The organism is Natrinema sp. CBA1119 (genome assembly GCF_002572525.1).
Lineage (GTDB): Archaea > Halobacteriota > Halobacteria > Halobacteriales > Natrialbaceae > Natrinema.
Window position 1 is genome coordinate 183,540 of the sequence record NZ_PDBS01000002.1, and the last position, 19,978, is coordinate 203,517.

The 19,978-nt window shown below is 51.7% G+C and carries 12 protein-coding genes and 2 pseudogenes; 6 read left to right on the top strand and 8 right to left on the bottom strand.

The features are described from left to right. Window positions 1–399: 399 nt before the first annotated feature. The 5 genes and pseudogenes from CP556_RS27625 to CP556_RS21110 all read right to left on the bottom strand — a co-directional run bounded on the left by CP556_RS27625 (window position 400) and on the right by CP556_RS21110 (window position 5,793). Window positions 400–558 carry a DUF7563 family protein gene (locus tag CP556_RS27625; RefSeq protein WP_486187785.1) on the bottom strand — a complete coding sequence of 53 codons (159 nt, stop codon included), beginning with the start codon at window positions 556–558 and terminating at the stop codon, window positions 400–402. A gap of 53 nt (window positions 559–611) precedes the next feature. After that, entirely contained in the window at window positions 612–1,169 is a 558-nt protein-coding gene (locus CP556_RS21090) for a TATA-box-binding protein (RefSeq protein WP_098727646.1), read from the bottom strand. A 144-nt stretch (window positions 1,170–1,313) separates the two neighbouring features. Next, window positions 1,314–1,475: pseudogene (locus tag CP556_RS21095) on the bottom strand (IS5/IS1182 family transposase); the annotation flags it as partial. A gap of 208 nt (window positions 1,476–1,683) precedes the next feature. Continuing rightward, window positions 1,684–4,152 carry a cbb3-type cytochrome c oxidase subunit I gene (locus CP556_RS21100; RefSeq protein WP_098727647.1) on the bottom strand — a complete coding sequence of 823 codons (2,469 nt, stop codon included), beginning with the start codon at window positions 4,150–4,152 and terminating at the stop codon, window positions 1,684–1,686. 771 nt (window positions 4,153–4,923) lie between these two features. Beyond that, window positions 4,924–5,793, bottom strand: a complete 870-nt coding sequence (locus CP556_RS21110) for a transcription initiation factor IIB (RefSeq protein WP_098727707.1) — start codon at window positions 5,791–5,793, stop codon at window positions 4,924–4,926. 662 nt (window positions 5,794–6,455) lie between these two features. Between CP556_RS21110 and fni the strand changes: the two are divergent. The 4 genes and pseudogenes from fni to CP556_RS21130 form a co-directional block, all read left to right on the top strand. Then, window positions 6,456–7,359 (top strand): annotated as a pseudogene (gene fni / locus CP556_RS21115) (type 2 isopentenyl-diphosphate Delta-isomerase); the annotation flags it as partial. A gap of 103 nt (window positions 7,360–7,462) precedes the next feature. Next, entirely contained in the window at window positions 7,463–7,786 is a 324-nt protein-coding gene (locus tag CP556_RS21120) for a DMT family transporter (RefSeq protein WP_098727649.1), read from the top strand. A gap of 364 nt (window positions 7,787–8,150) precedes the next feature. Continuing rightward, a complete protein-coding gene (locus CP556_RS21125) occupies window positions 8,151–8,942 on the top strand; it encodes a sulfite exporter TauE/SafE family protein (RefSeq protein ID WP_098727650.1) in 792 nt (263 codons plus the stop codon). 18 nt (window positions 8,943–8,960) lie between these two features. Next, entirely contained in the window at window positions 8,961–11,393 is a 2,433-nt protein-coding gene (locus CP556_RS21130; protein ID WP_098727651.1) for a heavy metal translocating P-type ATPase, read from the top strand. A gap of 852 nt (window positions 11,394–12,245) precedes the next feature. On the opposite strand, the gene CP556_RS21135 is transcribed toward CP556_RS21130, so the two are convergent. Then, entirely contained in the window at window positions 12,246–13,565 is a 1,320-nt protein-coding gene (locus CP556_RS21135; protein ID WP_098727652.1) for an IS4 family transposase, read from the bottom strand. Window positions 13,566–13,773: 208 nt separating this feature from the next. On the opposite strand from CP556_RS21135, the gene gdhB reads away from it, so the two are divergent. Next, window positions 13,774–15,075: a glutamate dehydrogenase GdhB gene (gene gdhB / locus CP556_RS21140; protein WP_098727653.1), complete on the top strand. Its 1,302-nt coding sequence runs from the start codon at window positions 13,774–13,776 to the stop codon at window positions 15,073–15,075. A 56-nt stretch (window positions 15,076–15,131) separates the two neighbouring features. On the opposite strand, the gene CP556_RS21145 is transcribed toward gdhB, so the two are convergent. Next, on the bottom strand, window positions 15,132–16,106 hold the full coding sequence (locus CP556_RS21145) for a transcription initiation factor IIB (RefSeq protein WP_098727654.1): 975 nt from the start codon (window positions 16,104–16,106) through the stop codon (window positions 15,132–15,134). Between the two features lie 285 nt (window positions 16,107–16,391). Between CP556_RS21145 and CP556_RS21150 the strand changes: the two genes are divergently transcribed. Beyond that, window positions 16,392–16,613: a hypothetical protein gene (locus CP556_RS21150; RefSeq protein ID WP_098727655.1), complete on the top strand. Its 222-nt coding sequence runs from the start codon at window positions 16,392–16,394 to the stop codon at window positions 16,611–16,613. Between the two features lie 207 nt (window positions 16,614–16,820). Here the strand turns inward: CP556_RS21150 and CP556_RS21160 are convergent, their stop codons facing one another. After that, complete coding sequence (locus CP556_RS21160) at window positions 16,821–19,346, bottom strand: heavy metal translocating P-type ATPase (protein WP_098727656.1); 2,526 nt, start codon at window positions 19,344–19,346, stop codon at window positions 16,821–16,823. Window positions 19,347–19,978 lie beyond the last annotated feature (632 nt).

Consider the following 19,978-nt stretch of genomic DNA (forward strand, 5'->3'; position numbering starts at 1 on the left):
ACATAGATTTCCGTGGTGTCCACACATGATGCGACGGCGACCGGAGGACTCTCTCAGTAGCACGGAATCTTTCTCGGTCTCGGTGGAGTCGTTTTCCTTGGTGGCACCGTCCTTTTCAAGAGAACGAATCGCATCTAGCCCACAGTCGCGCTCTATGGCGTTTTCTTTGGGATGGTAGCAGCTGCGGCCGGAGCTATCTTCTTTGAAGGGCTGTCGCCGGACCCCGCCTATTCCGCGGCCTCCATGCTCTTCCCATGTTCGTGGTACTAACCATTGGCGTTGTCGGTTGGCCTTCTGTTCCCTATCTTGCTCAGTAAGCATCCTATAGTAACCGCAGAAGTAGGCCGAGATCGAGTTGAATAAAAACGGACTGTCATGCCCGTATAGAGTCCGCTTATTCTATCCCCGACGTTGTGATTTTGCCTCCCGAATAGTTGCACCATCTCGAAGTTTATCAGGGCATTGGGGGCAGACCCGTGGTTCATCAACGCCATCTGGAGTGAACACACGAGCATACCGTTCAGTGACATGAGTGCCACAATTTTGGCATTCAGGCATCTTCTTTCATGGCCCTATTTAGTAGTCTTTGGGATATATTGACCAGTTCCATTTTACAGCAGACCTAAGTCTTGAAGCTTTGAAGCAATATTTTGAATAACGTCTCTTGCTTCATCGATTTCCGTGCCTCCAGTGATTATGATTTTTCCGCTCCCAAAGAGGAGAGCTACCGCATCTAAATCCTCGCCGCGGTAAACCAATCCAGGGAATTGCTCTGGTTCATACTCAATGCGTTCTAACCCCAGCCCGATAGCAGCCCCGTTCAAGTTCAGTGTCTTCCCTAAATCACCGCTGGTCACAATATTCTGTATGATAATCTCTGGGTCATCTGGTATCTCGATCCCTAGCTCTTGAAGTTGATCGAAGGTTATGGAAATAGCGGAGTTCACATCATCGACTGAGGACGCTCCGGTGCAGACCATTTTCCCAGATCGGAAAATCAGGGTTGCGGCTTTCGGGTTATTTGTTCTGTAGACTAATCCTGGGAATTGTTCTGGATTATAGTCTACTCCGTTAAGATCGTTTGATAGTGCTTCTAAGTTGAGTTCTTGGTCGATACTGGTAGAGGCGACAACATTCTCTGTAGAGAGAGTATCTGTTAGATCTGTCATCGTTAGCTAGACTAGAGGTTGTAGATGGGTTATAAATTCCGGAGGCGGTTACGAAACTACCGTATAAATTATAGAAGCAGCTTGTAGGACGTATAGAGAGTGGTTTGTAGGATAGATGTGGCGAGTTGCGATTAGCTGCTTGATCGATGGGAGTTCGGTGAGATTGATAGCGTTTCGAGTACGAGGCATCTTGATAAGTTCGTCAAGAAGCGTTCGGTAGGTCATATCCTTCCGGACTTTGAGACACAGGAGAACGATGTGTTGATGGAGCGTATAGCGTTGTTTCGAGAACTTCGATGAGTATCGAACTCTTCGTCAACAGCAACGCCGAATTTTTCCTTTGCCATGTATGTGACTCGCTAAGAACGGCGTGAACCAAGTATACGGCGTTTTCAAGGTGTTAACGATAACTCATAGAACCATGTGAATCATTCTATGACACCCTCTAGCAACGAACAATACAGCGAATAGTCCAAACGGCCGGTTTCGAGCGAGGGAAAGCGAAACGTCCACGCTACATTAGGTAGAACAGCGGGAAGAGAATCACCCAGACGATGTCGACGAAGTGCCAGTAGAGCCCGAAGAACTCCACCGGACGGTTGTCCTCGAGGTAGGCATCGACGCTCACGATTCGGTAGATCATGAACGTCGCGATGAGCAGGCCGAAGATGACGTGCAGCGCGTGTAATCCGGTCGTCACGAAATACATCGAGTACTGGAGTTCGGTGAACCAGTAGATGCCGTGAGCGAACTCCTGGCTCCACTCATAGCCTTTGATGGCGAGGAACGTGAGTCCGAGCAGCAGCGTGACCCCCATCGACGCCAGCAGCCCGCGCTTGTTCCCGCGTTCGGCCATCACCAGCGCGAGAATGACCGTGAAACTCGAGGTGATCAGGACGTAGGTGTTGATCAGGCCGATCGTCGCCGACGGTGGCACAGTCTCGAAGTTACCCCAGCCGGCGTGGATCCGCATAAAGACGTACGCTCCGATGACGGCACCGAAGACGACGACGTCTGAGGCCAGGAAGAACCAGATACCGGTCTTCGTCGTGCCGACCCCCTCGAACGGCCAGCGCTCGGCGATGGCCATCTCGGGTGCGTTGAATTCCTCGCGCCCGTACTGGAACAGCGCGATTCCCAGGATGCCGACGCCGACGAGCGAGAGCGCGGGATAGAGTACGTTCTCCGATCCGGCGACCGTGCCAGGGAATTCAGCGCCGCGTGCGGTCGCGAAGTCGGCGACGTAGGGTGTCAGCCCCGACAGCCCGAGGAACATGACGAACATGCCGAGCCCGATTCCGAACGGCCAGATGCTCGCGTGATCCTCGTGGTCGGCCTCGAGCGACTCCACCTCCCCAGTGCGCTCGTGGGCGACCGCACCGCCGTCGGTCGCCGTCGCGTCGTCGACGAACTCGAGGCGACCGTTCGCGTAGCTGGGCCGGTTCGGCCAGTTCTCGAGCGGCGGCGGCGACGTGGTCGCCCACTCGGCAGTTCGCGAGTATGCCCACGGGTTATCGGGCGCGTCGGGTCCCGAAACGAAACTCTTCGCGAGTGTAACGAAAACGAGGAGAACCCCTGTACCGATGACGAATGCCCCGACGGTCGCAATCTGGTGGAGGAGTTCGGTCCCCTCAGGGTAGTGGAAGACGCGTCGCGGCGTCTCCCACGCGAGGAACATCGGGAAGTACAGCAGATTGAAACCGACAAAGTAAACGGCGAAGCTGAGTTTCCCGAGCCGTTCGTCGTACATCTTGCCGGAGATCTTCGGCCACCAGTAGTAGAGGCCGCCGATCAGCGCGGTGACGCCCGCCACCATCACGTAGTGGAAGTGCGCGACGACCCAATAGGTACCCCTGAACTCGTAGTCGAGGACGACTGCACCGAGGAAGACGCCCGTAATGCCACCGATGATAAACAGGACGAGCGCGCCGAGGGTGAACAGAAACGGTGTCGTGAATCGGACGCGACCCTTGACCATCGTGTAGATCAACGCGAAGACCATCAGATCGAAGGGAAGCGAAATCCCGATTGTCGTCGCCATGAACAGCGTCTTGATTGGGAGGTTGATCGTCGTCAGAAACATGTGGTGCATCCAGACCAGGAAGGACTGTACCGCGACGAGCACCATCGCGATGATGACCCACTTCCGGCCGACGATTCGTCGGCCAGTGAACGTCTGGAATGTTTCGAACATGATCCCCAGCGCAGGGAAAAAGACGATATACACCTCCGGATGGCCGAAGAACCAGAAGAGGTGAGCCCACAGCAGGCTCGAGCCCTGGGCGGTCGCGAAGTATTGCGTGAGCAGGAGGCGATCGGTCAACATGAGGATCAGTGCGGCCAGCAGCGCCGCGAACGCGAACAGCATCATCCAGACAGTCAGGAGGATCCCCCACGTGACCAGCGGCATGTTCCACAGGCCGAGGCCCTCGGCGCGACAGCGGTGGATCGTCGTCAGGAAATTCACCGTACTGAGGGTGGTCGACAGGACAAACAGGGTCACCGCGAGGATCGTCGCATTGCCGCCCATCGTCAGCGTGTAACCGGGATTGTAGATCGGCACGTTCAGCGGCGCGTACATGTACCAGCCGTTGGCCCACGTCGTCCCCTGGAAGAACGAGAAGAGGATGAGAAGGCCTGAGAACAGGTAGAACCAGTAACTCAGCGCATTCAGACGCGGAAATGCCATGTCCTTCGCCCCGATCTGGAGCGGAACGATATAGTTCCCAAAGCCAAACCCGAGCGGTGAAATAAACCAGAACACCATCAACAGCCCGTGAATCGAGACCGACTGATTATACTCGGTGTTCGTGAGGAGTCCGGTGCCGCCGAACTCCCAGAGGTGAGCGCGGAACAGCAATGCGAGGACGCCGCCGGCGATGAGGAAGAACAGCGCCGTCGCGATGTACAGAATTCCAACGTCCTTGTGGTTAGTCGTCACCAGCCACCGCTTGATGGTCGTCTGCGGTGGGAGTTCACTCATGGAGCTCCACCTCCTGTTGGTGTTCCGAGTCGAACACTATCTCGGACACGCTAGGACCGGTTTCACCTGTAAACCAATAGTCGAGACAGTTCCTCGATCGCAGAACAAGATGCATGGTTAGTATTTCCTTGCTACGATTGATCATATTATGGTGTCCGGCGCATTTGCAAGTGGTACTTCCGTGTTCTGATCCCGCCACGATCGGATTCACGGTTATGCCCACTAACAGACCTCAAATAGCACGATACTAGTCAACAATGGGCTATACAACACTCCCTAGCCCTCAACTTTAATCTCATTCAACCTCAGAAAAATAACATCTGATAGAGAATCCACGGATGCCAATCGACTCCACTGAGGTAGATGTGCTCAATCATCTTGAACAGTATGGCAATGGGACTGGAGATGACAGAGTGTTACTTGAGAGGATGCCGTTGTTAATCGCGTAGAAGGAGAGATTAAACAGGTCAATATATGAATACATATCGAGCAGTTGCTCTTGGGAATGTAACTCAACGACGTGATGACGAATTGTGGATTCCACCGCAACTCTGGCGAAGAACCCTCTCTTCGCTTTTCTCTTCTTCCCGGTCCAACAAATTAACGCAGCTGAGACGATGAGAATCAGGGATGTTATCTTCGATCTAAAGTCGTATCATTTTGGGTCGCTCGTGGCATCTCGACGGGTTACCATCGTCGGAACGATAGTGGACGATCCAATCGGGTACCAGTGATGTGGATACTCTCGTTCGGCGAGTCACCCATAGATACTCACGGATCACATTTGCCTTGCGGCGTCCGAGACGGATTACGGTGAGCGTCGTACTGATCGTAACGAGCCTGAATCGTTGATTCACTGATCCCAGTGAGCGATGCGAAATCGGCGACGGAGGTCTCGAGATCGTACTGTCGTGCCGTATACAACCACGCGCCGGCGACGAGTCCAAGGAACCGCTTGTTAGCGGCCCAGTTCGCGTCCCGAGCGTCCCGGAGCAGCGAATCGACGAGGGCGATCGCGTCACTGGACGCCTCGGGAAACCGACGTTCGAACAGCTGACCTCCCGTCGCCTCGAGCAGGTCGTCGCGTCGATCGCGAAGTGTCGCGGTCGACACGTCGAGGTGAGATGCAATTTCCGCCTGGGAGAGGTCGACGTCACTGGCTGTACAGACGATGTAGAGGACCGCCGCGGCAAAGGTGTACGGAGAGACACCGCTCGTGACGCCAGCGGAGTCGCCGAGTTCGGCGAGTCGTATCGCTCGGTTTTCAACGGATTCCGGAATGGCGAGTTCACCGCATGTCTCTTCGAGGATCGTCGTTGGATCCTCGAGCGGGATCGCGATCTCGAGTTCGTTCGAGAGGCGCTGCATTTCGTCGAGAATGTTCGCTTTCGTGACCGACGTTTGTTCGGCCAGCACGGTGACGCGAACCGGTATCTCCCGTAGACGACACGCCATGAGCAATGCCGCGGCGGCCGTCCGCGTCGGCGATCGAATCCAGATTTCTCGGGAGGGTATCTCCGCGACAATCGACATTGCGTACTCGCGGGTCGTTTCGTCGATGCCGAGATCCGTCTGTATCGCCGTTATTCGCTCGAGTAGTTCCGTCTGCGACTGCGAATTTGTGTCAGTACGCTCGGTCATCTGATGATTCACTGCGTTTTCGACGGCCTGTTCCGACACGAAGCCAAAGTGGACGACGAGGTGGACATCGATCTGATCGTTCCATCGCGAGGGGGACGATTCGGGAACCGAACCCGAATCCGCCGGATCACGCGATCGGTGTCGAACTCATGGTGTCGCCCTCCTCGTCGGACAGTATAAAGCCGCGGAGTACGGCGAGGAGACCGACGGGACGAGACCTCGCGAAACGATCGTCGCGAACGCTCCGCCCCAGCGAGGGAGTCGACCACCCCAGTCCGCTTTCCTCGAGCCGGCTATTTCGTTCATAGTTTTCGGGCGCGAAACGGGCGTTCTGTACTTACTAAGAATTGAACGATCTCTACTACCTCTCGCTCAAAAGAGATAATGTGGAAATGCCATTATCTCCTAATGATGAATTGCCTGATATCGAAATCAGTCATCGTCCATCATAGGTAGGTGTTCTTCCAAGGACCTGCCTTTGAAAGCAGGCCATAAGAATGCATACTATCCACAAGGATATTTATTGTCCTGTATAATGCAGGCAGGCAAAACGAAACCTCTGCGTCTTCAAACATTGGCCTTCGGATCGTTATCAAGATCATCTATACTTACTGCAGAGAGTGACAAATTTATCATATTTTAAGAGTTTCAACAGAGCCGTTTCAGTGGAGTTTTTGGACCATAAGTTTGCGGTACCGATCGTCATCGAAGATATGACTGGTGGCCATCCGAACACTACAGATATCAACCAATCTTTGGCTGCTGCTGCTGCCGGCAAAACTGGGATCGCTATGGGTGTTAGGAGTCAACGGGCAGGGCTAGAGACCGACGATAAAGATGTTTTAGCATGTTATACAGCTGTTCGCGAAGTTACGCCCGATGCATTCCTCTACGGAAACCTCGGGGCAGCACAACTTTGAGAATGCGATTTCGAAAAGATAGAACGAGCCGTTGAACTGATCGATGCTGATGCATTAGCAGTCCATCTGAACTTCCTCCAAGAAGCTATCCAACCGGAGGGTGATGTCAATTCGAAAATTGTTCAGCAATAATTGAACGAGTAATTGATGAACTCTCTGTACTGGTGATTGTAAAGGAGACTGGAAACGGGATCTCTGCAGAAACTGCTCGGAGACTTGCTACAATCGAAATCGAGGCGGTTGATGTCGCCGGCAAAGGTGGTACAACGTAATCAGGTATCGAAGCTTACCGCGCAGCGGCAGATAATGCACCGCGAAAAGAACGCGTCGGAACTCTGTTCCGGGATTGGGGAATTCCGATTGTCACTAGTACAATGAGTGTACTCATGAACACAGCTGTGTGATTGCAAGTGGCGGAGTTCGTACTGGCTTATCTAAAGCAATCGTACTGGGTGCACAAGCAGGAGGTCTCGCTAAGCCGTTCTTAGAGTCAGCAGTAGAAGAGATAGCGGCTGTTGTTAAGTTGATTGAAGATCTGACTGCTGAACTCCAGACAGCGATGTTCGTCACTGGCTCGAGGACTATCGATGAATTCCAGGAAACGGAGTATATCTTGCTCGGGGATACTCGTGAGTATATTCAGTAGCGCCAGAACCGCTGATAGAGAGTTAACCGAGAACTCAACCTGTCTGCCTTTAATTCGGAGGAGAACGGAAACTATACCGACCAAGAAGTAGATAAGAATTGTGATGGCGTGGTATATTCTGATAATTGCAGCATTGTTCGAGATTGGATGGGCAATCGGTCTCGAATACTCCGATGGGTTCTCAAACCCAATTCCCACGTTTGGAACTATTATCGCTCTTCTCATCAGTATGATCCTACTGGCACAAGCTGTCAAAGAACTCCCTATCGGGACTGCTTATGCTGTCTGGACTGGTATTGGGGCTGTAGGAACGGCCTCATTAGGGATGATCTTGTTTGACGAACCGGTTAGTATTCTTCGGATTTTATTCATTGGTGTGATTGTTATTGGCATCGTTGGTCTCAACATCACGTCGGCAGGTCATTAATCAGTTACAATATTTCGGAGTGGATGTCCGTATTCTCACTATAGAAGTTTAGATGGTCTGTATCCGTTTCTATATCAAATTCACTTCTTAACGGCCATGAACTGTGGAGGGGTTTCGACTGTCGTACCATAACTATGAATAATATCCCAACTAAATATTTGGTGTGGATCCATACACTAATAACGTGTCTTATTTAACAAGTAGTTATGTTTATTGCAACCGTCAAAAATTACAACAATGGTCGTAGCACTGCTGAATCAAAACTCTGGATTACTTCACGAGAAAGGCCTGATAGAACTGAGTCGAAACCCATTACCACATGGAGCAGATAGTTTGAACAGTACCACTTGCTAATCATATAGATATGGATCCATTTACACTCCTTGGCATTGACGTGCTATTGTTTCTCGCGATCGGTATCCTCGCTGGAGCACACTGTATCGGAATGTGTGGCCCACTCGTCACCATTTATGCAAGCCAGATGGATGATGGCACATCAAACAACGGTCGGGAAAGTCATCTTACAACATATGAGGTACGTCAACATGCACTGTTCAATATCGGGCGAACGTTGAGTTACACTCTTCTTGGCGCAGTGTTTGGCGCACTTGGTAGTATGTTGTTCGTGACGACCGCTTCGTTCTCGTCTATTGTTGAGTTCGTCCGCGGCGGTGTCGGTCTCGTCATCGGTGGTCTCGTCATGATCATTGGGATATATTATTTACTGGGCAGAACAACCGGTGGTATTCACTTGCCTGGACTTGAGCGCATATCGAGCTGGCTTGCGACACGGGTTGATCGTCTTGCGAACGGTCCGGGTATTGTCGGACTCGGTGCTGTTCATGGACTGCTACCATGCCCAATCCTGTATCCAGCGTTTCTGTACGCGTTTGCAATTGGCTCACCTGCCGGCGGCGCACTTGCACTTGGCGCACTTGGACTCGGAACAATTCCTGCCGTCTTCGCATATGGAACTGTCATCGACGCCGTCGACGTGGTTCACCGCCAACGAGTGCATCGACTGCTTGGAGTTGCGTTCGTCGTCCTCGGATATGTCCTGCTTGCCCATGGAATGATGAGCCTAGGTATCCACCTGCCACACCCTGGATTACCGTTTTATGACGGACTTGAGACAGCAAGTGTGAATGCCAACTAGAACTCATAATAGACTAAAATGACCAACAATAGTACGACCGAAACCGGCTGCAAACTCTGCGACCTCCCCGTAGAAGGAAGCGATATTGTCGATGATGGGGACCCATTTTGTTGTCTCGGTTGTCGCGATGTCTATAACGCACTCGGCGACATTGACGATATCGAGGCAGAAGACGTTCGTCGTACTCGAGACGAATCACAGTCTAATCGGGAAATCCCGCCAGACCATGAAGCAACGTTTCTGGAAGTCGACGGGATGCATTGTGCAACCTGCGAGGCGTTCATCGAGTCAGCTGCAACCGCAGTTGAGGGTGTCAGCGATTCGAAATCAAGTTATATCACCGATACAGTTCGAATCGATCATGATCCAAATGTTGTCTCAGAAGAAGATCTTCAAGACGAGATAAGTGGACTCGGCTATAGTGCATACTCCCGTGACGATGCGTTCAGTCGCCGAAGGGCAAACGATTGGGAGATGGGGCGAGTTGCTGTCGGTGTCCTTATGGGTATGTCGGTGATGCTACAGTACATAGTTATTATATATCCAACATATTTTGGCGGACTATTTTATGATGATCGTACCGCAGAGTTCTTCGAAACAGCTCTCGCGAGTTCTGTTGCCACGCCGTTTTACGTCGTTATCGCGGCACTCACGACAATTATTGTGGCTATAACGGGAAAGCCGATTCTGCAGGGGGCATACGTTAGCGTTCGGACGCGGTCTCCGAATATGGATCTGCTCATCGCGATTGCAGCCATGAGCGCGTACGTCTACAGTACGCTCTCAATCGTATTTGGCGGTGAACACATTTATTATGATGTGACAGTCGCTATTATCGTTATCGTCACGGCAGGGAATTATTATGAGTCGACGATCAAGCAACAGGCGACTGAGCGCCTCTCTGATCTCACATCCATCCAAGTCGATGAAGCCCGTCGAATTTGTGAGGACGGTGAATACGAAGATGTCACAGTCGATGAACTCGAGGTTAGTGACCGTGTGCTTGTCCGGGCCGGAGAACGGATCCCCGTCGATGGAGAAGTTATCAATGGCGACACGGCTGTCGACGAAGCAATTGTTACTGGCGAGTCTCTTCCTGTGCAGAAAACTAATGGCGATACCGTAGTCGGAGGCTCAATGGTGACCAACGGTGCGGTGACCGTCCGTGTCGGGGAGAACGCAACGAACAGCCTCGATCGGATCGCCGAACTTGTCTGGGACCTCCAGAGTGGCTCCCACGGTATTCAGAAACTCGCGGACAAACTGGCAACGATTTTCGTGCCGGTTGTTCTCGTCCTTGCAGTTATCGTCACGGGTGTGTATCTCTTGCTCGGTAACGGAGTCTCTGCCCTTCTGGTCGGCCTCACGGTGTTGATCGTTTCTTGTCCCTGTGCGCTCGGATTGGCGACACCGCTCGCAGTTGCTGCAGGGATCCGTGACGCACTAGAGCGCTCAATTGTCATCTTCGATGACAGCGTGTTCGAGCGAATCCGTGACGCGGACACTGTCATTTTCGACAAGACTGGCACATTGACGACGGGCGAAATGACTGTCGCCGACACCGACCTGAAGGCGGCCTTATTCGAAAAGGCTGCACTCCTCGAGGGGAGGTCGTCACATCCAGTTGGGAAAGCGATTGCCGCCGAACGGACAGTCTCTGACGGCGGCACGGCCGAATCCGCTTCGAACACCAGTTCGGCAGACGACCGCGTCGAATCCTTTGACAGTCACCGGACCGGCGTTACAGGTGTCGTAGACGGAGACAAGATCCTCGTCGGCCACCCAGATCTCTTCCGTGACCACGGCTGGGACGTTCCCGCGGACATCGCCGAGAATATTGCCGATAGCCGCGAAACGGGTCGGGTTCCGGTCGCTGTCGGTCGCGACGGGACCGCCAAGGGTGTTATCGTCGTCAGTGACGAACTGCGAGCGAATTGGAATGAGACGCTGACTGCAATTTCAAGTGAAGAAAGGGAGGTCATCGTACTCACCGGAGACGACGCTCGAGCGGCGGAGAGTTTTCGTGAGCATGCTGCCGTCGACGAGGTGTTTGCGGGCGTCCCTCCGGAAGGAAAAGCTGAGACTGTCAAACGGTTCAACGGGGCTGGGCGAACAGTCATGATCGGTGATGGTACCAACGACGCACCGGCGTTAGCCGCCGCTGATCTCGGCATCGCGCTCGGTGGTGGTACCGCGATGGCCGCCGATGCTGCGGACGTCGCCCTCGTCGACGATGATCTCTCATCTGTCGAAACCGTCTTCGATCTCGCTCAAGCGACGAACCGACGCGTAAAAGGGAATATTGGGTGGGCATTCTGCTACAACGCCATCGCAATTCCGTTGGCCGTACTTGGCCTCTTGAACCCGCTCTTCGCCGCACTTGCAATGGGTGCGAGCAGCTTGCTGGTCGTCACTAATTCGACCCGGTCGCTGCTCCCAGAAGATAAATGAGGAACCTGCCCTATTAGTAGCCATCTTAACGGTATTCTCTTAAGAACGAACTCGTCAACTCTCAAATAATATAAACTGCTGGAGATTGAGATTCTGGGCTATCAGTGATAATAGGTGGTTACCTCTGTATCTTCCCCCTGGACTCATTCACGTAGACGGCCTGTCTTCATTCCGTTCCCAATATATGTAAAGGATGATAGGAGGTTAGGGACAGTCATCCAGATTAAATTTGGGTCCTCTGTACAGCATGTCATAGAATACGTCTCATACCTACTACCTAACGATTATACAGCCCCCAATTCGCGTATAAGACTTAATTCCGTCAATCATTGATTTTATCCAAGGGAAGGGACGTAAATAATGTCTGTTGAGAACTATTGTATGTCACACTCTTCTCAGTATCGTAAGACTACATCGAACATACGAGCGTCCCTACCTACGAAATTAGTTATGTAGTTGGAGATTCTAATTAGTTAGATGACACACTATATAGAACGAGATTCCGCCCCACACGATATAAGGGGGATAATATGCCATAATAGAATAAATATTATGAATATAGGCAGCATAGACCCTGATGATGTTCGACGTGAAAGCTGATGCGAAGAGAGCGAGTCCACGTATGAATGTCCCATCCGTTCTAGTTTAGCGACTGGCTGAGACGGATATCACGCCGAAATTGCGTCGAGTCTGACCGCAATCATACCGAGATAGCTGCCGTTCGGGCAGACTGGCTGATGTCCGGTCATGTCTCCCGTCGAAGGCGGCGCACTCGCGGTCGTGAGTGCGCCGCCGTTGCAGAGCCGCCGCTGATCAACAGGGCGATTCGGCCCGTTTCGTCAGGCGAGTTCCTTACCAGAACTCGCCTGACTCCACCTGTTCACGTAACCGCGGACGGTGTGGATTTGGATCTCGTGCTGACCACAGCAACAGCGAATCAAGATCCGGTAACTCGTAGCCCAGTTCAACCATCAGGTACAACTGGATCAGATGTGCGTGCCGTTCGACAGCGTGTGAACATCGTCGCCGAGGAAGTCGCGTCGACGACTCCGAGGCGTCGTCGGCGCAGTCTCGTTGGTTTGCGTTCAGTTTCTGGAGTTCGTCGGCGATAACCCGGCTCATCAGCAACGAGAGTGCTGCCATGATGATCAGCGCCTCGATGACGTAGGCATCGGTCGTGTTGATCTCGTCCAAACCGAACCGTGATTTGAGTTCTTTGAACAGCAGTTCGATCTCCCAGCGCGCCCGATAGAGCTGTGCGATATCGGGCGCGCGGTAGTCGTCTCTGTCGAGGTTCGTCAGGTACAGATGGTATTCGTCGCTGTCGTCATTGCGAACGCCGACTAATCGGAAGGTTCGGGACGTGCTGGCGCCCGACCCTCGTTTACGGTCGAACGAGAGCGTGATCCGCACGTCGATTTCCTGTCGCTGCAGGTCGTCGAGGACGGCCTGCAGCGACTGGCCTTCTAGCGGGATGCTGTTCCCTCGCCACGTGCGAAGTTCCTCGACGATTTCGAAGTTCGCGTTTTCTTTGACGCGAGAAACGAACCAGCCGTCATTGGCGTCAATGCGGTCGAACAGCCAGAAATCGTAGTAGCCGAGATCAAACAGGATGAGGGCGCCAGCTACCCACTCGCCGGTGGGTAGCTGGCTCCGTTCATGGGTGCTTGCATCGGTTGTCTGGAATCGCGTCGGAAGCCCAGTCGAGAGCGATTCGGTGAGGTGGAGCTTCGCACCGGCTCGGTCGTCATCAAGCGCGTAAACGTCTCTGGCGTCTTGGTAGAGCGAGATGATCGTGGCGTCGACGATGAGGACGTCTCGAAATCGTTCGAGACGTCCGGTCAGCTCGGTTTGGTCCGTGTCAAGATTCTCGATGGCGTCATCGAGAATCTCTCGAAGGAGTGCGACAAACCCCGGTTTGAACCACCCATGAAATGTCGCATACGAGAGGTCGTCACAGTCAGCCATCTCGACGTAGCGTTCAAGAAACGCCTGGATGGATCGATCAGATCCGGCTGCGAAGCCGAGTGAAAGCGTGTAAAACAGGGCGACAACGTCGAGTTTCCGCTCTCGCTGGATGAGATTCGTTGCGCGAGCACGCTCGCGCAACTCATCGGATGGAAACGCTCTTTGAATGCGGTTCACAACTACTGAATCCGGTAGGGTGTACACATTCTCTACCGGACCCTCACGTTTCTAGTTACTGACTATTCTAGCTTGGTGTCTCTGGATCCCCCGATCTGCTAAACTAGAACGGATGATGAATGTCCCAATTGTGGTGGGATTATAAGACCGAAATCTTACCCGGTAGCTGCCCAGAATGTGGCGGAGAAGTACAAAATAGAGTGAATCCCCTCAAATAAGTCGCCAACCGATATACATGACATCCAACTCTACAATGACGAACGAAGTAGACCCCGAAGAACAGAGCGATGAATCTGCTCAGAAGACAGCGATTCGCCAGCTCAATCACGCTGCAGAACATCTTTCTCTTGACCCAAACGTTGTTGAACGACTCAAACATCCGACTCACGTCCACGAGATCAACATTCCGGTTGAACGGGATGATGGGTCGCTTGCAGTGTATACCGGCTATCGAGTACAGCACGATAGTGTCCGTGGGCCATTCAAAGGTGGGTTGCGTTACCATCCTGAGGTTACCCGAGAGGAATGTATCGGGCTGAGTATGTGGATGACGTGGAAGTGTGCCGTAATGGATCTCCCATTTGGCGGGGCAAAGGGTGGTATCGTCGTCAATCCAAAGGAATTGAGTGACGCAGAAACAGAACGGCTTACGCGCCGGTTTACAGAAGAGATCCGTGACGCAATCGGTCCTCATAAAGATATTCCAGCACCTGATATGGGGACGGATTCTCAAACTATGGCGTGGCTGATGGATGCGTACAGCATGCAGCAAGGTGAAACCTGCCCAGGCGTTGTTACAGGAAAGCCTCCTGTAATCGGAGGTAGCCAAGGACGTGAGGAAGCCCCTGGACGAAGTGTCGCAATTATTACTCGGGAAGCACGCGACTATTACGACCAACCACTTGAGGAGACAACTGTTGCCGTGCAAGGGTTCGGTAGTGTCGGTGCAAATGCTGCTCGTCTGTTAGATGAATGGGGAGCAACAATCGTCGCGATTAGCGACGTAAATGGAGCCGCGTATGATCTTAGTGGGATCCCAGTTCACGAGATTCCATCGCACGATGAGGAACCGGAAGCCGTTATGGAATACGCGAATACCCACGCTGAGAACATCATCAGCAATGACGAACTGTTTCAGCTCGATGTGGATGTATTGATTCCTGCTGCAATCGGAAATGTGCTCACTGAAGCGAATGCCGACAACGTGCAGGCATCACTCATCGTCGAAGGGGCAAATGGACCGACGACGAGTACTGGTGATATGATTCTCACAGAACGAGGTATTCCTGTTATTCCCGATATTTTAGCTAATGCGGGCGGCGTCACAGTGAGCTATTTTGAGTGGTTACAGGATATAAATCGTCGTTCATGGTCGCTGGAGCGAGTGAATGATGAACTCGAAGCAGAAATGAAAGGTGCGTGGAACGCGGTCAAGAAAGAAGTAAATCAGCGTGATATTACATGGCGCGATGCAACGTATATTGTCGCGCTCGATCGTATTGGACGAGCCCATGAATCTCGCGGTCTCTGGCCCTGATTAGGGCCTTCGAATAGGTTTCGACCCTTCGGATTCCGGGGAGCGAGATTAGTGTGCTATTGATCTTTATGTGCGCTATACACGTCTAGTAGCTCTTGGTACCGATTCCGTATTGTGAACTCGCTCACTCCTATCGTCTCATCTACCGTCTTCTGAGTTATGTGTTCGTTCGTTAGACGTGCTGCCGCGTAGAGTGCCGAAGCTGCGAGTCCCGAAGGGGTTTTTCCGATGTGTATTCCATCGTCCTTTGCTGCCTCAAGTATGTCCCGTGCAACATGTTCCGCTTCATCACTTACTCCAAGTTCCGATGCAAACTGATGAAGATATTGAGCAGGATCAGCAGGCGCAATCTCCAGACCGAGCTCACTCGAGAGGTAGCGGTATGCTCTCTGAATGGGGATCTTTTCAACACGACTGACTGATTCGAACGTGGTGAGCATCCGCGGCGTACTATGTTTCCGAGCTGCTGCATAGAGACAAGCAGTTGTCATCGCTTCAATTGAGCGCCCAGGAAGGAGTTCTTCGTCGACAGCCCGTCGATATAATACTGCGGCGGTTTCACGACACGGATCTGATAATCCAAGCGCTGACGCCATACGCTCGAGTTCTCCGAATGCCTGCTTTAGGTTCCGTTCTTGAGAATTTTTTGAAGTAAATCGTTCGTTCCACGTTCTGAGTCGACGTAACTGCCTCCGCTTTCGAATTGGAATTTCATTTCCATATATATCCTTATTCCGCCAGCCGATCGTCGTACTGAGACCTTTATCGTGTCTCAGTTCCGTAATTGGAGCTCCAACTCGTCGGCGTTCGTTCTCCTCGTTATCGAAGGACCGCCACTCAGGGCCGTAGTCGATTCTAGCGTCGTCAAGTACTAACCCGCAACCTGTACATACACGTTCGCCGTGTTCTTCGTCATGCCGAATTCGCCCTGAGCACTCCGGACATACTGAACGCTGCCGAGTCGGCGCGGTATCCCGCTTCTTTTCCTGAGTCTGCTGTTTTTCGGCTGTATTGACGGTCATTTCAGTCATAATTTCGTGAACATGAGGTCATCTGAATCCCCTTTGGGGGATGGTGTTCCCTATCATTAGTTGTCCAAGGAGCCCTATGTATGATAGGTGGATTCCCACCCTATAGGAACCAGCTTACGTTTCTCCAGGGCTACAAGGCGAGTATCTCGAAGCATAACCTCGAGAGGGTTTACAGCAATCTATCTCTAATTCTTCTTGAGGGGGCGCTTTGACTACTGTATCCAAAACCAACATTATCCACATAAAATCCGCAACTTTTTGTTATCGTGATCTCAACAGCATATCATGCCTATACAAGACTATTTTGAGTCCGATATCCGTTTCTACTATGCGGTCGGCGTATTTATCATTGCTATATACCTCATAGGAATTATCGGGATGGCAATCGTGGATTCTACCAGTATTGATGGAACGACTCTGATCCCGCTTAGTGGTGGCTTCTTCCTGTTTATGTTTGTTTACTTCATATCGATAAGCGTTCAACTCCTTGAGGAGGAGGAGTTCTGATAACTGCCCCTATTTCGGACATCGCTGTTGTTCTTTATAGAACAGAAGATCAATCACACCCTGAGTGTTTAACCTTCTAGGAACCAATAGGCAATTAACTGATGGAACGCCCGACTCGTCAGAAAGAGCGTGATGATGAGACAGAGCGTGAATCACCTAAACAAGAAGACGTTCAGACCTGTCCTGAATGTGATTCAAGTACACTCATTAAATCAGATCTCGCGAACAGTTCGCTGCAATAAGACCGCAACTAGTGAGTACCGCAATCGCTGCTGTCAGTGGGTTTAGTAGCCCAACAATAGCGACGGATAGTGCAAGTGCGTTATAAATGAGAGCTAATCGGTTATTCTGTTGAACGCGATGATAGGCTGAACTCGCTATGTCAAATGCTGTTTCCACGGAAGCTATATCACTGTCAACAAGCGTGATATCAGCTGCATCAGCTGCTAACGCAGTCCCACTTGCCAACGAAACACCGAGATCGGCGGCAGCAAGTGCAGGTGCATCATTCGTCCCGTCACCTACCATTGTGACCTGGCCACTAGATTTGAGCCGATGAATCGTCGCAGTCTTTCCTTCAGGTGGCACACCAGCAAACACGTGTTCAACGTGGAGATGACGACGGAAAAAGTCGGTAGCCTCTTCATCGTCACCAGTTAGCACAACGATCTCTGCCCCACGCTCACTGAGTTGGGTGATAGCCTCGTCCCAACCTTCTCGTGGCTCATCACCAACAATAATGATTCCCTCTGCAACACCATCTCGGCCGACGATGACAGGGAGCCGACCGAATCCGCGGGCTTCAATGACACGCGTTTCGATTTCCTCACTTACATTCCACCCTTGTTCTTTGAAGAGATCAAGATTTCCAACTAAGATCTTTACCCCATCTACGACTCCTTCAACACCCTTTGCATGAGTTCGAAACTCACTGACTTGATCCGACTGACTTTCGTCGTAATCGTCAATAACGCCGCCGTCAGGGTGAGAGGGATCCTTTTCTTCTGCCTCATAGGAAAAAGTATCTACGATGGCGTTCGCGGCAGGGTGGGAAGCCAGACGTTCCAGTTCCGCAGCGGCCGCTAGTAGATCCTGCGGGGCCTCGGTTTCGATTACTTCCATCTCTCCGGTCGTCAGGGTGCCTGTCTTGTCAAAGACGATAAAATCGGTCTCTCGAAGGCGTTCAAAGACGGTTTCATCGAACACAACAACACCCTGCCGTAATGCCTCTTCGAGGCTAGTCGCAACAGACAACGGAGTTGCGAGGCCGAGTACCCATGGACAGCCGACGATGAATACCGTCAAGAACGCCAATAGACCAGCAGAGAATTCGACACTAAGTACAAATGATATTGCACCAGTAATGATAGCTACGCCCACAAGAGGTGGAATGATTCGGGAGGCCAAGTAATCGGCCCGACGCTGAATACCGTGTTCTGCACTCTGAAGATTCCACACGGATGTCGTGATCCGGTCGATACTACTTATCGCATCGTCACCAACCTCAACGATAGCCGCGCTATCCGTTACGATTGATCCTCCGACGATATCATCCCCTTCTTGCTTCACGACTGGGAGGGATTCTCCTGTTATGACTGATTCACTCACTGTACAGTCGCCGTCAACCAGTACCCCATCAACAGGGGTTCGTTCACCTTGGCGGACAAGAACCCGATCACCAGAAGTCACTTCTTCAACTGCAACTTCTGTCGTAGTTCCATCTTCGTTATAAACCCGAGCAGCGTCCACGTGCGAAACGGTGAGATCAGTGAGCCGATCGAGTGCACGCTGTTTTACTGACGATTCGTAGAATACTGCCGCCGTCACGACAGCTGCGGCCACCACAGTCAGATCGTAGAAGATGTCGTTTCGACCGAAGAGAACTGCGACTGTACTGTAGACATAGGCGCTCATGACAGTAATTGCAACAAGGAGGTCCATGTTCGGCTGTCGCATCTTCAAACTCACGTACGCCCCGCGCAGCACAGGTAATCCGGTGAAGAGCAGAATTATTCCGGTGAGTCCGAAGTAGAGGCGTAAGAAGAGCAGTCCACCGCCGCTATCCAACTCAAAAGAACCCGCGAAAATTTGGAGCGCATCCCAATCGAGAAACGAGGCAAGATGTGTGGGATAAAGTAATGCCACGTACGGAATCATCAAAAACGCACCAAAGAGAATCCCAGCAGCATACCGCATACCCAGCATCTCATCAGTCCGTCGCTTACGCACCCCATCCATTTCTCGTGACCGCCGTGATGTACCGGTTGTACTTTGATTAGCTTCTGAGACATCATCACGGAAATACGCCGTATATCCAAGCGTACTCAGCCCATCACGGAGGTCTGTCTTTGAAATTCGCTCAGGGTCATATTCAACACGAATCGTCTCCGTGACGTAACTTGCTTCCGCGTCGGTAACACCCTCGGATTCTTCAGCAACTGATTCCAGAAACGCTTCACACGTCGCAGAATGCATTCCATCGATCCGAAGGAAAATATGAACTACTTCCCCATCAAATTCCCCTCTGTTTATTTTTTCACTCTCAAAAATTCTATTGTCAAAGGAGCTAAGATGATCGTTGTTTGACTCACTATCTTTAGCACCAAGTGTCTTCTGAACATCACGACAGCCGACACAGCAGTATAAAAGCTTATCCTTGTCAGTAACAGGGTCTGTGGGTAGAGGCCTGCCACAGAGGCTACAATCGCCGTCTCCTGTAGGCTCACCAGCCAATAACTACCCCCTCCATTACCTGAAAGGCGGGATGAATTCCAACGGCCCCATTCTTGAATAGACCCATTACAAGAAATATTGCCCCGAGGGTAATAAGCGCAATTATAACGAGTTGTTGCCTACCTGGTCTCTGTGAAGAGATTTCGATCGCGAAAACGCGAGAGATAGAGAGAACACTGCTGCTATCAAACCAATTATCGGGGTCAGGCGTTCAAAGCAACCGTACTTTGTTGATACAGACTTACAAGCTTTCCTTGGATTTCCTGTACGATCGAAAAGGGTGTAATATGTGATGGACTTTTAAAATGAACTAGTACAAGTAGTTTTATCGCTGGTCGCTTGCCAAGAGGGGTTGATAGGCGGCCTAGTTTCTGAGCAACCTAACCGGTTGACGAACAACCTGACCTGCCCTGTTTCATTTTCAGCTCGCTATTCATCAAGCGCTGATATCTATCGTGATAGGATATCCTATAATATTGATAACATCTATAACACCCACTGTGTATATGCTTAAACAGGAAGTGATCACGCTAACTCGTACGCTCTCCAGCGGGAAAGTCTCCCAAAAGAGCCCGTGTGAAGATCCCGATCATCTATCAGGCGTTGTGTGGATGGCAGTTAGAGTTGGACAC

Bases quoted from the DNA above. Each gene is read 5' to 3' on its own strand.
- CP556_RS27625 (WP_486187785.1), bottom strand. From the start codon at position 558: ATGCCTGAATGCCAAAATTGTGGCACTCATGTCACTGAACGGTATGCT.
- CP556_RS21090 (WP_098727646.1), bottom strand. From the start codon at position 1,169: ATGACAGATCTAACAGATACTCTCTCTACAGAGAATGTTGTCGCCTCT.
- CP556_RS21100 (WP_098727647.1), bottom strand. From the start codon at position 4,152: ATGAGTGAACTCCCACCGCAGACGACCATCAAGCGGTGGCTGGTGACG.
- CP556_RS21110 (WP_098727707.1), bottom strand. From the start codon at position 5,793: ATGACCGAGCGTACTGACACAAATTCGCAGTCGCAGACGGAACTACTC.
- CP556_RS21120 (WP_098727649.1), top strand. From the start codon at position 7,463: ATGGCGTGGTATATTCTGATAATTGCAGCATTGTTCGAGATTGGATGG.
- CP556_RS21125 (WP_098727650.1), top strand. From the start codon at position 8,151: ATGGATCCATTTACACTCCTTGGCATTGACGTGCTATTGTTTCTCGCG.
- CP556_RS21130 (WP_098727651.1), top strand. From the start codon at position 8,961: ATGACCAACAATAGTACGACCGAAACCGGCTGCAAACTCTGCGACCTC.
- gdhB (WP_098727653.1), top strand. From the start codon at position 13,774: ATGACATCCAACTCTACAATGACGAACGAAGTAGACCCCGAAGAACAG.
- CP556_RS21145 (WP_098727654.1), bottom strand. From the start codon at position 16,106: ATGACTGAAATGACCGTCAATACAGCCGAAAAACAGCAGACTCAGGAA.
- CP556_RS21150 (WP_098727655.1), top strand. From the start codon at position 16,392: ATGCCTATACAAGACTATTTTGAGTCCGATATCCGTTTCTACTATGCG.